This window comes from Pontibacter ummariensis, assembly GCF_900188175.1.
Classification (GTDB): domain Bacteria; phylum Bacteroidota; class Bacteroidia; order Cytophagales; family Hymenobacteraceae; genus Pontibacter; species Pontibacter ummariensis.
In genome coordinates this window covers 47,285-61,415 of record NZ_FZOQ01000008.1, presented here as the reverse complement: position 1 = coordinate 61,415, position 14,131 = coordinate 47,285, and the positions used below count along the sequence as shown (strand labels likewise).

The window sequence follows — 14,131 nt, the reverse complement described above, 5'->3', positions numbered from 1 at the left end:
AAATACCCCAAAGATGGAGCGAAAAGCCAAGCGCTATAAAAAGGACCCAAGTGATGCTACAGGGTCAGCAGCAGCTACGCCAGCACAGACAAAAACAGCTTCAGGCCCAGTTTCTCAGGCTACACGCTTCTTGCTCACAGTTAATGCGTTCCCACATTCACAATGTCTGCAAACACGCCTGCCGCTGTTACCTCCGCTCCGGCTCCAGGTCCTTTCACGACCATAGGGCGCTCTTTATACCGATCCGTGGTAAAGGAGATGATGTTGTCACTGCCGGATAGGGTGTAAAACGGATGGATCTCGTCTACCATTTGCAGGGAGATCGAGGCCTTTCCCTGGTCCAGTGAGCCGATGTAGCGCAGCACTTTCCCTTCTTTCTCCGCTTTGTCTTTTAAGGCCTGAAAATAATCCTCTGCTGCTTTCAACTCCTCATAAAAGGCAGGCACGGTATCCGCTTGCAGACAGGACGGCGGGAGAATATTCTCTATCTGCACATCTTCTGCCTCCAGCGGATATCCGGCATCGCGGGCCAGGATCAGCATCTTGCGCATAAAGTCCATGCCACTCAAATCATCACGCGGATCTGGTTCTGTAAAGCCTTTCTCCTGTGCCAGCTTCACCACGTCGTGGAAGGAGGCGTCGCCTTTAAAGTTGTTGAAGATAAAGGAAATGGTACCGGAAAGGATTGCCTCAATGCGCAGCACTCTGTCCCCGCTCATCATCAGGTCTTTCAGGGTGCGCACGATTGGGAGGCCTGCGCCCACGTTTGTTTCATAAAAGAAGTCCACGCCATGCTGCAGGGCCGTGTCTTTAAACGTTCTGTACTGTTGGTAAGAAGAGGAGTTCCCTATCTTATTACAGGTAACGATGGAGATGTTGGAGCGGAAAACGTCCTCGTAATACTGGATAGGGGCAGGGCTGGCGGTGTTGTCTGCCAGCACACAGTTAGGTAAGTTCATTTGCTGCATCCGGCTGATAAACTCCTTCAGGTTCGCTTGCTCTCCGCGTTCGTCCAGCTCTTCCTGCCAGCTCGTTAAAGACAAGCCATCGGCATTGAACAGCATTTTACGCGAATTGCTGATTCCTACAACTTTAACCTGTATGCCATTATGCTGCTGCAGAAACTCGTGGTGCTCCTGCAACTGGCGGAACAGCGTGCTGCTGATGTTACCCGTGCCCAGACAGAAGACATGCAGGCTTTTCTTTAGCTCTGTAAAGAAAGCATCGTGTACGGAGTTAAGGGCTTTGGGCAGGTCGTGGCGGAAAATGATCACCGAAATGTTGTACTCAGAGGACCCCTGTGCGATGGCACGCACATTAACGCCGTTGCGGCCCAAGGCATGGAACAGGGTACCGGAAACGCCCGTCTTCTGCTTCATGTTTTCGCCTACGATGGCCAGTACGGCCAGATCCTGCTCAATTGTAGGCCTTTCCAGTTTCTCTGCCAGCAGTTCCAGTTCAAACTCCTGTTCTATCAGTTGTTTGGCTTTTTGGGCGTCTGTCGGATGCACGGCAAAGGTAATGCTGTGCTCCGAAGAGGCCTGCGTAATCAGGATAATATTGATTTGTTCGCGCGAAAGTAAAGAGAACAGCCGGCCGCTATAGCCTGCCTTGCCGACCATGCCGCTGCCCTGCAGGTTCAGGATGCTGATGTCGCTGATAGAGGAAATGCCTTTTATCTTATGGCCATTTTTATCGGAGCTGTGCCGGATGGCCGTTCCTTGGAAGGCCGGGTTGTTGATGTTACGGATGATGATGGGGATCTTCTTCAGGAAAGCGGGGATCATCGAAGGGGGGTAGATCACCTTCGCGCCAAAATAGGAAAGCTCCATAGCTTCTGTGTAAGTGAGCTCGGTGAGGGGGAATGCCTTTTTTACCATTTTAGGGTCCGCCGTCATCATGCCATCCACGTCTGTCCAGATCTGAATTTCGCTACAGTTTAAGGCAGCACCCAACAGAGCTGCTGTATAGTCGCTCCCACCGCGGCCCAGGGTTGTAACATGCCCTTGTTCGTCGCTGGCAATGTAGCCGGTCACAAACAGGAGGTGGTTTCTGTGCTCCTCATACGCGCTGCGGACAAGCATGTCTGTTACGTCTGATTGCACCCGGGCATGGCCAAAATTGTTGTCTGTTTTAACAATGGTGGTGGCATCGAGGTAAAGGACTTCGGGGAAGCGGGCCTTTGCCGCTTCACTGCAGAGGTAGGTAGCACAACGCTCCCCATAGCTCAATACCAGGTCGCGTGTCTTAGGGGTGAGTTCCCGTAAGGTGCTGATACCCTGTAAAAGGCTTTCCAGCTCTTGGAAGTAAGCATTTAACTGCCCCAGTACAGGCGGCTGCGTTTCTCCCTGAAGCAGCTCTTTTGCCAGGGAAACATGCTGCTCCTCTATTTCCTTTAAAATGCCGTTAAATTCTTTGCCCGCTGCGGCGATGTCTGCCAGCCCAGCGAGGCCGCTGGTTACACCACGAAGTGCAGACAGCACAACAACAGGTTTTTCAAGTTGGGACTCTTCTTGCAGGATGTCTAACAGGGTGCGGAAGTTTTTAGCAGTGCTTACAGTTGTTCCCCCGAATTTCAGGACTTTCATGGTTATGGTGTCGTATGGTTAGGCGCCTGACCTCTGCCAGGGCACGCGCTTGTCAATTTTAATTTCGTTTTTACACAATAAAGGTCAGGAGGCAGGGGAGGTGTTTGCCATTTCCTGCAGGACCGCCGTGAAGCTGCCATAGTCATTGGGGATGCTGCCCGCCTTTTTGGGTTTGTTCAGAAAGGCCTGTAGCTGCGCCGGCAAAGCCAGCTCGCTGCCCACGATAGCCTCTATGCTTTCCCTGAACTTGGCGGGATGTGCTGTCTCCAGGAAAATGCCGGTCGTTTGAAGTGCTGGCAGGTACTGCTCCAGGGCGAGGTATCCAATTGCCCCATGTGGGTCCAGCAGGTAGTCCTCTTTTTCATTCACGCCCCGTATGGCTGTCTTGATTGGGGCATCGTCGGTCCAGTACCCTTTTACCGTCTCCTTTAAAGCCTTATCGTCCTGCCCGAACAACTCCAGCATGCGCGGAAAGTTGTTGGGGCTGCCTACATCCATGGCATTGGCAATGGTAGGCACAGAGGGGGCTGGGGTATAGTTTCCTGTCTCCAGGTAATCAGGAACCACTTTGTTTCGGTTGGTGGCGGCAATAAAATAGCGGACAGGCAGGCCCATCCTTTGGGCCTGCACCCCTGCGGCCAGGTTCCCGAAGTTACCGCTTGGCACAGCAAAAGTGACTGCGTCCGATACTTCCTGTGGCTGTGCCTTACGCCATTGTCCCCACGCATGGAAGTAGTACACCATTTGCGGCAGCCAACGGGCCACGTTGATGGAGTTGGCCGAAGAAAGCTGCATGTCTTTTGCCAATGCTTCATCTGAAAAAGCCTGCTTTACCAGGTGCTGGCAATCATCGAAGGTACCCTCCACTGCCACTGCCCGGATGTTCTGCCCCAGCGTGGTAAACTGCCTTTCCTGTATGTCGCTCACGCCTTCTTTCGGGTACAGGATCACCACCTCCACATTCTCTACGCCCAGAAAACCATTGGCAACAGCACTGCCTGTATCCCCGGAAGTGGCCACCAGTACGGTTACCGGTTTGCCTGGCGTTGTAAAGGCCTGCAGGCAGCGCGACATAAAACGTGCCCCCACATCTTTAAAAGCACAGGTAGGGCCATGGAATAGTTCCAACGAGTAAATGTTACCTTTAACCTGCTTCAGTGGGATTGGGAAGGTGAAAACTTCCGCACAGATGGCCCGAAGGTCTGCTTCCGAAATGTCTGGTGTTGTAAAAGGCTGGAGAACCTGAAAGGCAATTTCCGGTAGGTCCATTCCGGGCAGGGCCTCAAAGAAAGAGGCGGGAAGGGATGGGATTTCCTTCGGAAAGAAAAGGCCCTTGTCCTGCGGAAGCCCTTTGATCACGGCCTCCTTAAAACTCAACTCAGGAGCTTGATGGTTGGTGCTATAGAAGTTCATTTTTGTGCGTGTAAGGTGGGTTGTGAAACAAGACGTGCCCCTTGCTCGGGCACCTGTGTTACGTAGGTGTTCAGATCAATGCCACTGTTGGCGTATACCTGCTGTATGGCCTGCTCTACCTGCCGGGCCTGTGTTGCCGTGGCAGAAAGCGCAAATATGGATGGGCCGGAGCCGGAGATGCCGGCACCCAGAGCACCTGCTTCCAGAGCGGCTTCCTTCGCTTGCCTGAACAAGGGGATCAGAAAGGCCCGCTCTGGCTCAAAGATCTCATCATGCAGGCTTCGGCTAACCAAACTGTAATCCGCCTTCAAAAGCCCAGCCATCAGGCCTGCCAGGTTCCCCCACTGCCGGATGCCCTTCTGTAAAGGAATATCCTTTTTCAGAATGCTGCGGGCCAGGGAAGTCTTTAGCTCTACTTGTGGGTGCACCACGGTGCAGTACAACTCCAATGGTACGCCCAGGGGGATAACGTCCAGTGGATCATAGCTTCGCACTAACACAAAGCCACCCAGTAAAGAAGGCGCCACATTGTCGGCGTGTGCTGAGCCGGAGGCCAGGCGTTCTCCTTCCATGGCAAAGGGGACCAGTTCCTGTGTCGTAAAGGGGCGGCCCATTAGTTCGTTTACGGCAAAAGCTGCGGCAGCAGAACTGGCAGCGCTGCTACCCAGGCCGCTCCCTACGGGCATGCCTTTATGGAGCTGTAATTCAACCCCAAAAGGCACATCGAGCTCCCTCAACATCTTTTGCGCGACTATACCAACCACGTTTTCAGCAGGATCGGTAGACAGGCCGCAGATACCTTCTATGGCAGAAATCGTAACACCAGGGCTTTCTTTCTGGCGTACCCACACTTCATCTCCCGGCTGGTCCAGGGCAAAGCCTAACACATCGAAGCCACAGCAGACATTGGCAACCGTAGCCGGGGCAAATACTTTTATAAAGTCGGAATCTTTCATCTTTGTTTGTTAAGCCAACGCTTCGGCTGGTTTCTCTGATTTTTCTAAAAAAAAGCTGTCGTGCAACAGGTTAGCCGCTTGTACGGCATCCTCGCCCCGCACAACTAACGAGATGTTTCGCTCTGTGGCGCCCTGGGCAATGGCCCGGATGTTGACGCTGTGGTTTCCCAGAATGGAGAAGATGGTGCCGGCAATGCCGGGGTGCTGGATCATGCCATTCCCCACAATGGCCACAATGCTCATCTGCGACTCCAGGCTCACCGGATCCAGGTCGTTGATGGCAATATCCTGGGCAAACTCCTCTGTCAGGGCGTGCAGCGCTTTCTGACCTTCGGGATCTGCCATGGCAATGGTGATGCTTTGCTCAGAAGACGACTGCGTAATAAAGTAAATGTTGATGTTTTGCTTGGCCACCGCTTTGAACATGCGCATGGCGATGCCCGGTACCCCCACCATGCCACTGCCACTCAGCGTGATCAGCGTAATGTTGTCGATGCATGAAACCCCTTTGATGGTAGGGCCCGGGGCAGGGGCAGCTGTAATCAAAGTACCCGCATGCGATGGGTTAAAGGTGTTCTTCAGCATCAGGGGGATGTTTGCTGCTACGAGCGGAGAGATAGTAGGAGGGTAGAGGACCTTGGCCCCGAAATATGCCAACTCCATCGCCTCCTTGTAGCTCAACTCCTTTATAGGACGTGCTGCTTTTACTTTGCGCGGGTCAGCCGTGTACATCCCGTCCACATCCGACCAGATTTCCAGCCTTTCTGCCTTGAGTGCTGCTGCAAAAATTGAGGCGGTATAGTCAGAGCCTCCGCGGCCCAGCACTGTTGTTTTGCCAGCCTCTGTACGGGATATAAAGCCTGGTGCTATCACTAAGGGCGCATCCGGCATATGCGCCTGGATGCGGGCATAAGTTTTCTGCTGCTCTACCTTGGCGTTCAGGTAATTGCTGTCCGTGATGATGAAGTCCCGGCTGTCGATCAGCGTGTTCGGCAGTTCCAGGTGCTGGAAAGCCACCGAGATAAGCGCAGAGGACAAAAGCTCGCCATACGACATGAAGCGGGCCTTGATGCCGTCACTGAGTTCATCCAGCAGGAACACACCCTGACAAATGTCCTCCAGTTCGCGAAGCAGGAGCTTTACCTTGCCTTTGATGTCTATCTGATGGCTGAAAGGCACCAACTGCTCGATCGCCTCCATGTGCCGGTGTTCCAACTGCTGGATCACCTGATGATAGGAAGCGTCGTGCTGTGCCGCTTTCTGGTAACAGGACACGAGCATGTCTGTTACGCCGGACATGGCCGATACCACGACGATCCTGTTTCGGGAATATGTGTTTCCCTTTAAGACAGCTGCTACCTGGCGGATAGCCTGCGCGTTAGACACAGAGGTGCCTCCAAATTTTAAAACCAACATGAGCTAGGGTTGCTTAAATTGAAAAGAAAAGAAAAAGGAGCCTGACAGGAGGCTTAGACCGCGGCTATGGCGATACTGGAAAGGGGACGATATATGCAGCTAAACCCCAAAGGGGTAATGGTAGCTGTAATGATAATAGACGTGATAGCAAAGGACACAACGATTCCTTCTTTCGAAAAAGATAGGACGCTAAATGATATGTTGCTTGCCAGTTTCATTGCTATTGATAGACCAAAGTAAGAAGCTTGAAAGACAAATGCTAATTTTATTTAAAAATTGTTAAAATGCTTCTGAAGTCATGACTGGCCTGCGGTGGTGCGGAACGCCTGGGTACGCCTTGCGTGTTGCATTTTTATTAACTTTGTAAGTTCTACCCCTTGTAAAGGCATTAGCCCGCCGGGGGAGTATCAAATAATATATAATAGCCCCCTAAAAGGTGTGGCCATATCATAAGTTAGGATTGGAATCTATTAAAACATACAAAACAGCCTCTATCCACAGCGTACCGAAAGATGGCAGCGCACTACCGCTGATGGAGGCCTTTTATACCATACAGGGCGAGGGGGCCAATACGGGAACAGCCGCTTACTTCATTCGCCTGGGTGGCTGCGACGTGGGCTGCCACTGGTGCGATGTAAAGGAGTCGTGGGATGCCGAACAGCACCCACTGACCTTAACAGAGGATATTGTAAGTGCCGCAAACAGCTATCCGGGAAAAACGGTGGTGATTACGGGCGGCGAGCCTTTGCTGTATAACCTGGCACCTTTAACTTCTCAGCTGCAGCAGGAGGGAATTAAAACCCTGGTGGAGACCTCTGGTGCTTACCCTGTCAGCGGCAACTGGGATTGGGTTTGCTTGTCGCCTAAGAAGTTTAAGGCGCCGGATGCCTCGGTATATCCCTTTGCAGATGAGCTAAAAGTGGTTATCTTTAACAAGAGCGACTTTAAGTGGGCCGAAGCGCATGCCGCGCAGGTGGGAGAGCATTGTAAGCTGTACCTGCAACCGGAGTGGAGCAAGGCTGCCGACCTTATGCCGCTTATTGTAGAATACGTTAAACAAAATCCGAAATGGCGTGTGTCGTTGCAGACGCACAAGTACATGGATATTCCATAACTGATACTTTATGTATAAACCACTGCTAGCCGCTATTCTCCTGACCCTAAGTGCTGCCTCTGTCAGTTTAGCTCAAAACCAGAAGCTGAGTACTACCTCGTCTAAAGCAGTGCGTTTATACGAAAAAGCAGACGAGTACACCCGTGCCCGGGACTTTAATCGTGCCCTGGGGTTCCTGAACCAGGCCATAGAGAAAGATCCAGGGTTTGTAGAGGCTTACATTCGGGCGGCCAACCTGCACAAGATGATGGGCAACAAGCAGGCGGTTTTTGAGTACCTGCAGCGTGGCTTAGGGCAGACACCTTATAACCCCTCTTACGCCAATTACTACTTTGATCTGGCCGACCTGTACTTTGAGCGAGGCGCTTACCAGGAGGCAAAACAGAACTTTGAAGCTTTTTTAAAAGCCAAACCCCGGAATCCAAAGCTGGTACAGTGGGCCAAAGACCAAATCAGGTCTGCAGACTTTGCGCTGGCGGCTATGCAAAAGCCGGTGCCTTTTAATCCGGAGCAGCTGCCGCAAACCATTAACCGCTTCGGCTTACAGTACTTCCCCTATACCACGGCGGACCAGCGCTTTTTCATTTACACGGCCCGCGCTAGTAACAGGCCCGAGCACGACGAGAATATCTTTGTAAGTGCCTGGAAAGACGGCGAGTGGCAGGCACCTGCTCCTATTTCAGAGACCATCAATTCACCGGCCAATGAAGGGGCCGCTACCATCTCCGGAGATGGCAAAACCCTGGTGTTTACCTCCTGCAACCGATCAGACGGAGTAGGGGACTGTGACCTGTATATTTCCTTCCGGACGGGCAACGAGTGGAGTAAACCCAAGAACATGGGAAGCCCGGTAAATGCGAAGGCCTGGGATTCGCAGCCCAGCCTTTCAGCCGATGGCCGTACCCTCTACTTTACCTCTACCCGGAGTGGTGGCGTTGGGAAGGAGGACATTTGGGTAACGTACCTGAACGAAGACGGCAGCTGGCAGCAACCACTTAACCTGGGCGACAAGGTAAACTCACCGGGCAAAGACATGGCGCCCTCTATTCACGTGAGTGGTTCTACGCTCTACTTCGTGAGTGACGGCCATGTGGGACTCGGAGGACTGGATGTATTCAAAGCCACCAGAGGGGACAACAACCAGTGGTCCGAACCGCAGAACCTCGGCTATCCGTTAAATACCCATGCAGATGAAGGTTCTCTGTTCATTACACCCGATAACGAAGTTGGCTATTACTCCAGGCAGGGCACCACGGATGCCGGCGCTGTTACGATTCAGCTGTACCGTTTTGATGTACCGCAGGCCTGGCGCAGCAGCGTGAACAGCACCTATGCGCAAGGGCGTGTTTTTGATGCGGCCACCAAAAAGCCACTGGCGGCCCAGGTGCAGCTATATAATGTTGCTACCGATTCACTGGTGCAGCAAGTGAATTCTGATAAGGTAACAGGGGAGTATACGGTGGTATTAACTGAGGGAAAGCAATATGCCTTATATGTAAGTGCCCCTCAATACCTGATGAACAGCGTTAGCTTTGATTATACCTCGCCCAAGTCGCTGTCCCCGGTTGCACTGGATGTGTACCTGGAGCCGATTGTGCCCGGTGCCGCCGTCACGCTCAATAACCTGTTCTTCGATACGGGCAAGTACGAACTGGAAAAAGAGTCGAAGACGGAGCTAAACAAACTTGTGAAGTTTCTGGAGCAAAACCCGAAGGTAAAGATAGAAATAGCGGGTCATACAGACGACGTTGGCTCTGACAAAGCCAACCAGGTGCTTTCTGAAAAGCGCGCCAGGGCCGTAGTCGAATATTTGGCCAGCAACGGAGTTGCGAAAGACCGCTTCCGGTACAAAGGCTATGGGGAAAGCAAGCCCGTAAAGCCAAACACCTCGGACGAAAACCGCCAACAGAACCGTCGTATCGAAATGCGGGTTTTGTAAATTTACAGCCATTCCTGCTTTTCGCACTCGCCTTTTAAAAGTGCCCTATTTAAAAATGTGGCTGCTTTTAAAGTATAGGGAGAGCTCTCCCGCTCGTCCCTATTTCTCATTTATCAGTCGGTGACTTAATTATCCGAGGCGTACCATTCGGCAAAGGCGTTCTCCGTTTCCCAGAGTTTCAGGCTATGCAGGGTCACGTGGGCAGGTAGGATATCCAGCAGTCTTGTTTTAAAGTCAATCAGCATGTTTTCGCAGGTGGGCTGATAAGGTGTCAGCAGTAATTTCTGATCTGTTTTGCGCAGGGCTTCCTTCAGGTCCTTGCTACTGTCGGCGCGTAGGAGCAGGGCGTGGTCCACGCGCGCTATGATGTGCTCTTGTACGATTTGCTTCAGGTCACCAAAGTCCATCACCATGCCGTTCTTAGGGTGTTCTTCATCTACCAGGGGAGTGCCGATAACGGTTACTTCCAGTTTATAAGAGTGCCCGTGGATGTGGCGGCAGGGGCCGTCGTAACGTAGGAGGGCATGCGCTGCCTCAAAAGTAAAGCGTCGTGTTAGCCTGATTTTTGTCATGGCATTAGAAGGGGTAAGCAGAAATAAAGGTTATCGGAAAAGTAGTCGAAGTGCTAGGGGATTCTTAGCAGGAAGGGTTAAAAGAAAAGGCTGATCCAAAGACCAGCCTTTTATTAACAGGTAAACGATTAACGTTGCTCCAAAGGAACGTAGTCACGCTCTGTTTCACCCACATAGATCTGGCGTGGACGGCCGATTGGCTCCTTGTTCTCACGCATTTCTTTCCACTGTGCGATCCAGCCTGGCAGACGGCCCAGGGCAAACATTACGGTGAACATGTTGGTAGGAATACCCAATGCACGGTAGATGATACCAGAGTAGAAGTCCACGTTAGGGTACAACTTGCGCTCTACGAAGTATGAATCGTTCAGGGCAGCCTCTTCCAGTTCCTTCGCAATGTTCAGCACAGGGTCTTTAATACCCAGCGCATTCAGCACGTCGTCGGCAGACTTCTTGATGATGCGGGCGCGAGGGTCGAAGTTCTTGTACACACGGTGACCAAAGCCCATCAGACGGAACGGATCGTTTTTGTCTTTCGCCTTCTCGATGAATTTCTTCGAGTCGCCCCCGTCTGCCTTGATCGCTTCCAGCATTTCGATTACGGCCTGGTTCGCACCACCGTGTAATGGACCCCATAGGGCGCTGATACCGGCAGAGACAGAAGAGTAAAGGCTGGCATGGGCGGAGCCTACCAATCGTACGGTAGAAGTAGAGCAGTTTTGCTCGTGATCTGCGTGCAGGATAAGCAATTTGTTCAGGGCATCCACTACCACCGGATCGATCTCATAATCCTCTGTAGGATAAGAGAACATCATGTTCAGGAAGTTAGAGGCATAATCTAACTTGTTCTTAGGGTAGTTTACCGGGTGCCCGATTGAGTTTTTATAAGACCAGGCTGCAATGGTAGGCATCTTTGCCATCAAACGCACAATAGACAGGTTCATTTCGTCCTCTGTCTGGTTTGACTTCAAAGACTCTGGATAGAAAGCCGTGAGGGAGCTAACTAAAGCAGACAGGATGCCCATTGGGTGCGCCGTAGACGGGAAGCCATCCAAAATCTTGCGCATGTCTTCGTTTACCAGTGTATGGCGTCTGATTCTGTCGCTGAAATCATTCAGTTGCTCGCTGGTAGGCAGCGAGCCGTAGATCAGCAGGTAAGCCACTTCAATGAAGTTTGACTTCTCTGCCAGCTGTTCGATCGGATACCCTCTGTAACGAAGAATACCTTTTTCACCATCCAGGAATGTGATGGCACTTTGAGTTGCTCCTGTATTTTTATAGCCGGGGTCAAGGGTAATATAGCCAGTCTGTGCGCGCAGCGATGTAATGTCTAAAGCTTTTTCATCTTCCGTACCCACTATGATTGGCATTTGGAAGGGTTTACCTTCTAAATTAATTTCAGCAAAGTCTGACATGTCTGTTTGGGTTTATGTCCGTTGTTGTGTCTCTTGTGAAGCGAATTTATGGAAAAATGTTCTAAAATGAAACGGCGTTATTCTTTAATATCGTAATAAAGCAATATCCCCCTGGTACTGTTTTAAGGGGAGTAATGTAAGAAGTGATAAGTGGAAGAATTGTTTACCCGAATACGATTTTTATAGTGAAATGGCTATAAAAGCAGCGAAACATTTTGCCCTAGGGTCTTTACCTGTTAGGTTGGCAAGAAACCGTCGCTGTGCTTAGAGAATAATCGTCGGCTAGGCAAAAAATAAAGAGGGAAAAGCTACCGCTTTTCCCTCTTTATTTTTTGCCTGCTAAAGCTTTTCGCCTAGCAGTGTTATTGCACGTAGTTTACGGTAGTTTTCAGGTCGCCTACCATCAGGTCGAACGCCCCTGGCTCGGTTACCCACTGGCCTTGCTGGTTCACGAAGGCCATGTCTTCAGGGGAAACAGTAAAGTTCACGACCTTCTCCTCGCCAGGCTCCAACGAAACCTTTGTGAAGGCTCTCAGGCGCTTGGCGCTAGGGGTAATGCTGGCATACTGGTCGTGGCTGTAAAGCTCTACCGCCTTCTGGCCGGCACGCTTGCCCGTGTTCTTCACTTTTACAGACACCTGCAATTTGTCGTTCGGGCCGAAGTCTGTGGCGTTTACTTTCAAATCAGAGAAAGCAAAATTCGTATAGCTCAGGCCTGTGCCGAACGTCCACTGGGGGTTAAAACCGGCATCACCGTACGTATTAGGCACGTCTTCGCGGATACGCTCAGTGCCTTTGTAGTCGTAGTGCACGACATCGCCTGCATAACGCGGGTAGGTGAACGAGAGGGCACCACTTGGGTTCGCATCGCCGAACAGCACATCTGCCAGGGCCGGTGCACCAAAGGTTGATGGTCTGTAAGCCATCACCACGGCGTCTACCAAAGGCTCTACAGCAGATACAATACGTGGTCTGCCTTCCAGCAGTACCAGTACCACCGGCTTCCCGGTTTCCTTGGCAGCTTTGGCCAGGGCTACTTGCTTCGGATCCAGGTTCAGGTCGTCGATCACCCCCGGGCTTTCAGCATAGGCTTTCTCACCCAGGAACAGGATGATGGCATCCGCCTGCTTCGCATCCTTCTTCAGTTGCGCTGCATCGTAGTTAACAGCTGCATCGAAATCGGCTACAGAGCGGTTGATCACGTTGTTCTTGCCGATTTCTGCCACAAGGGCCTCCGCTACGGTTTTGGCCTTTTCCGGGTACTGGCTTTCGTCCGTTCCCTGCCATACGTAAGACCAGCTACCATGCAGCGCTCCAAGGGTGTTAGCTGCCGGACCGGCAATCAGCACTTTTGCGTTTTTACGAAGTGGCAATACCTGCTTTTCGTTTTTCAGCAGGGTAAGGCTTTCCAGGGCGGCCTGGTAGGCAACCGCGTCATACTCGGGCTTCTGTACCTGATCTTTCAGGGAGGCCACCGGATAAGGCTGGTCTAAAATACCCAGTTTCTTCTTCAGCGTCAGGATACGGCGCACAGAGGTATTGATACGCTCTTCAGAAATTTCCCCTTCCTTTACCAGTTCTACCAGCAGGTCATAGAAAGAATAGTCTGTTGGCACCATGCTCATGTCTAGGCCAGCTTCTACTGCCATTTTTACCGCTTCTTTCGGAGAATCGGCGATACGGTGCCTGGTGTGCAGGCGGATTACATCTTCCCAGTCAGATACTGCCACGCCTTCAAAGCCCAGCTCATCGCGCAGGATTTCGGTCAGGTAGTACTTGCTACCGTGTACCGGCACGCCGTTTACTTCACCTGAGTTGATCATGACAGAAGAAGCACCGGCGTCTACCGCCGCCTTAAAGGGTGGCAGGAAGATCTCGCGCAGCATTTGCTCCGGAATGTACGAAGGCGTGCGGTCTTTCCCGCTGGCAGGCACCGAGTAACCCAGGAAGTGCTTCATGGTAGAAGCCACGGTATGGTCTGTGTTCAGGTTGTCCTGCTCGTAGCCTTCAATGGCGGCCGTACCCATGGTTTTCACCAGGTACACGTCCTCGCCAAAAGTCTCCTCAAAGCGGGGCCACAGCGGCTGACGTCCCACGTCCAGTACCGGGTCGAAGTTCCATGGAATACCGGAAGCCCTTGTTTCTGCGGCCGTAATCATCGCCGCCTTGTGTACCAGCTCCGGGTTACGCGTGGCCGACATGCCAATGTTATGTGGGAACAGGGTAGAGCCTGCAATGTAGTTAGCGCCGTGTATGGCATCGATGCCATAAATAACCGGGATCCCTAGTCTGGTCTCTTTCGTAGCCACATCCTGTATGCCTGTCAGCAGCTTATGCCACTCGTCGATGGTATAGGCATTGCCTTTTACGTTCAGGATCGAACCTACTTTCTTGTCGATCAGGGCGGTGCGGAGCTTGGCAGGGTCAATCTCTGTCAGCGAATTGTCTTTCAGGATCAGGTCGACAGTTACCTGTGTCATCTGGCCTACCTTCTCCTCCACGCTCATTTTGGCCAGCAGGGCCTCTATCTCGGGGTCCAGGGCTTTTACGTCCGTAGCTTTTGCAACGGGAGTTTGTGTGGTTTCGGTCGTTTCTGCAGGCTGGCTTACCCCACAAGAGTTTAGTAATAAAATAGATGCTAAGAATAAGGGTGAATAACGCCTCATATTGGTTAAAATTTGTTTGGCACAAGATAGTTATAAAAGCAATTCTTCTGGA

At 51.8% G+C, this 14,131-nt stretch carries 9 protein-coding genes; 2 read left to right on the top strand and 7 right to left on the bottom strand.

The genetic code is table 11. The features are described 5' to 3' along the window. Positions 1 to 140: 140 nt before the first annotated feature. The 4 genes from thrA to CHB92_RS10320 all read right to left on the bottom strand — a co-directional run bounded on the left by thrA (position 141) and on the right by CHB92_RS10320 (position 6,373). Positions 141 to 2,588: a bifunctional aspartate kinase/homoserine dehydrogenase I gene (thrA, locus tag CHB92_RS10335; protein WP_089319130.1), complete on the bottom strand. Its 2,448-nt coding sequence runs from the start codon at positions 2,586 to 2,588 to the stop codon at positions 141 to 143. Positions 2,589 to 2,672: 84 nt separating this feature from the next. Further along, entirely contained in the window at positions 2,673 to 4,001 is a 1,329-nt protein-coding gene (gene thrC, locus CHB92_RS10330; protein WP_089319129.1) for a threonine synthase, read from the bottom strand. Continuing rightward, complete coding sequence (locus tag CHB92_RS10325; RefSeq protein WP_089319128.1) at positions 3,998 to 4,957, bottom strand: homoserine kinase; 960 nt, start codon at positions 4,955 to 4,957, stop codon at positions 3,998 to 4,000. Before CHB92_RS10325 ends, thrC begins: the two co-directional genes overlap by 4 nt. A 9-nt stretch (positions 4,958 to 4,966) precedes the next feature. Beyond that, positions 4,967 to 6,373, bottom strand: coding sequence for an aspartate kinase (locus CHB92_RS10320; RefSeq protein ID WP_089319127.1), 1,407 nt, complete (start codon positions 6,371 to 6,373; stop codon positions 4,967 to 4,969). 460 nt (positions 6,374 to 6,833) lie between these two features. On the opposite strand from CHB92_RS10320, the gene CHB92_RS10315 reads away from it, so the two are divergent. Both CHB92_RS10315 and CHB92_RS10310 read left to right on the top strand, forming a co-directional pair. After that, complete coding sequence (locus CHB92_RS10315) at positions 6,834 to 7,487, top strand: 7-carboxy-7-deazaguanine synthase QueE (RefSeq protein WP_089319126.1); 654 nt, start codon at positions 6,834 to 6,836, stop codon at positions 7,485 to 7,487. 10 nt (positions 7,488 to 7,497) lie between these two features. Beyond that, on the top strand, positions 7,498 to 9,426 hold the full coding sequence (locus CHB92_RS10310; RefSeq protein WP_089319125.1) for an OmpA family protein: 1,929 nt from the start codon (positions 7,498 to 7,500) through the stop codon (positions 9,424 to 9,426). Between the two features lie 125 nt (positions 9,427 to 9,551). Here the strand turns inward: CHB92_RS10310 and CHB92_RS10305 are convergent, their stop codons facing one another. The 3 genes from CHB92_RS10305 to CHB92_RS10295 all read right to left on the bottom strand — a co-directional run bounded on the left by CHB92_RS10305 (position 9,552) and on the right by CHB92_RS10295 (position 14,079). Beyond that, on the bottom strand, positions 9,552 to 9,998 hold the full coding sequence (locus tag CHB92_RS10305; RefSeq protein WP_089319124.1) for a 6-pyruvoyl trahydropterin synthase family protein: 447 nt from the start codon (positions 9,996 to 9,998) through the stop codon (positions 9,552 to 9,554). A gap of 128 nt (positions 9,999 to 10,126) precedes the next feature. Further along, entirely contained in the window at positions 10,127 to 11,413 is a 1,287-nt protein-coding gene (locus tag CHB92_RS10300; RefSeq protein WP_089319123.1) for a citrate synthase, read from the bottom strand. A 362-nt stretch (positions 11,414 to 11,775) separates the two neighbouring features. Beyond that, positions 11,776 to 14,079 carry a glycoside hydrolase family 3 N-terminal domain-containing protein gene (locus CHB92_RS10295; protein WP_089319122.1) on the bottom strand — a complete coding sequence of 768 codons (2,304 nt, stop codon included), beginning with the start codon at positions 14,077 to 14,079 and terminating at the stop codon, positions 11,776 to 11,778. Between the last annotated feature and the right edge of the window lie 52 nt (positions 14,080 to 14,131).

Coding starts and splice junctions, on each gene's coding strand:
- CHB92_RS10325 (WP_089319128.1), bottom strand. CDS start 4,957: ATGAAAGATTCCGACTTTATAAAAGTATTTGCCCCGGCTACGGTTGCC.
- thrC (WP_089319129.1), bottom strand. CDS start 4,001: ATGAACTTCTATAGCACCAACCATCAAGCTCCTGAGTTGAGTTTTAAG.
- CHB92_RS10310 (WP_089319125.1), top strand. CDS start 7,498: ATGTATAAACCACTGCTAGCCGCTATTCTCCTGACCCTAAGTGCTGCC.
- CHB92_RS10295 (WP_089319122.1), bottom strand. CDS start 14,079: ATGAGGCGTTATTCACCCTTATTCTTAGCATCTATTTTATTACTAAAC.
- CHB92_RS10300 (WP_089319123.1), bottom strand. CDS start 11,413: ATGTCAGACTTTGCTGAAATTAATTTAGAAGGTAAACCCTTCCAAATG.
- thrA (WP_089319130.1), bottom strand. CDS start 2,588: ATGAAAGTCCTGAAATTCGGGGGAACAACTGTAAGCACTGCTAAAAAC.
- CHB92_RS10305 (WP_089319124.1), bottom strand. CDS start 9,998: ATGACAAAAATCAGGCTAACACGACGCTTTACTTTTGAGGCAGCGCAT.
- CHB92_RS10320 (WP_089319127.1), bottom strand. CDS start 6,373: ATGTTGGTTTTAAAATTTGGAGGCACCTCTGTGTCTAACGCGCAGGCT.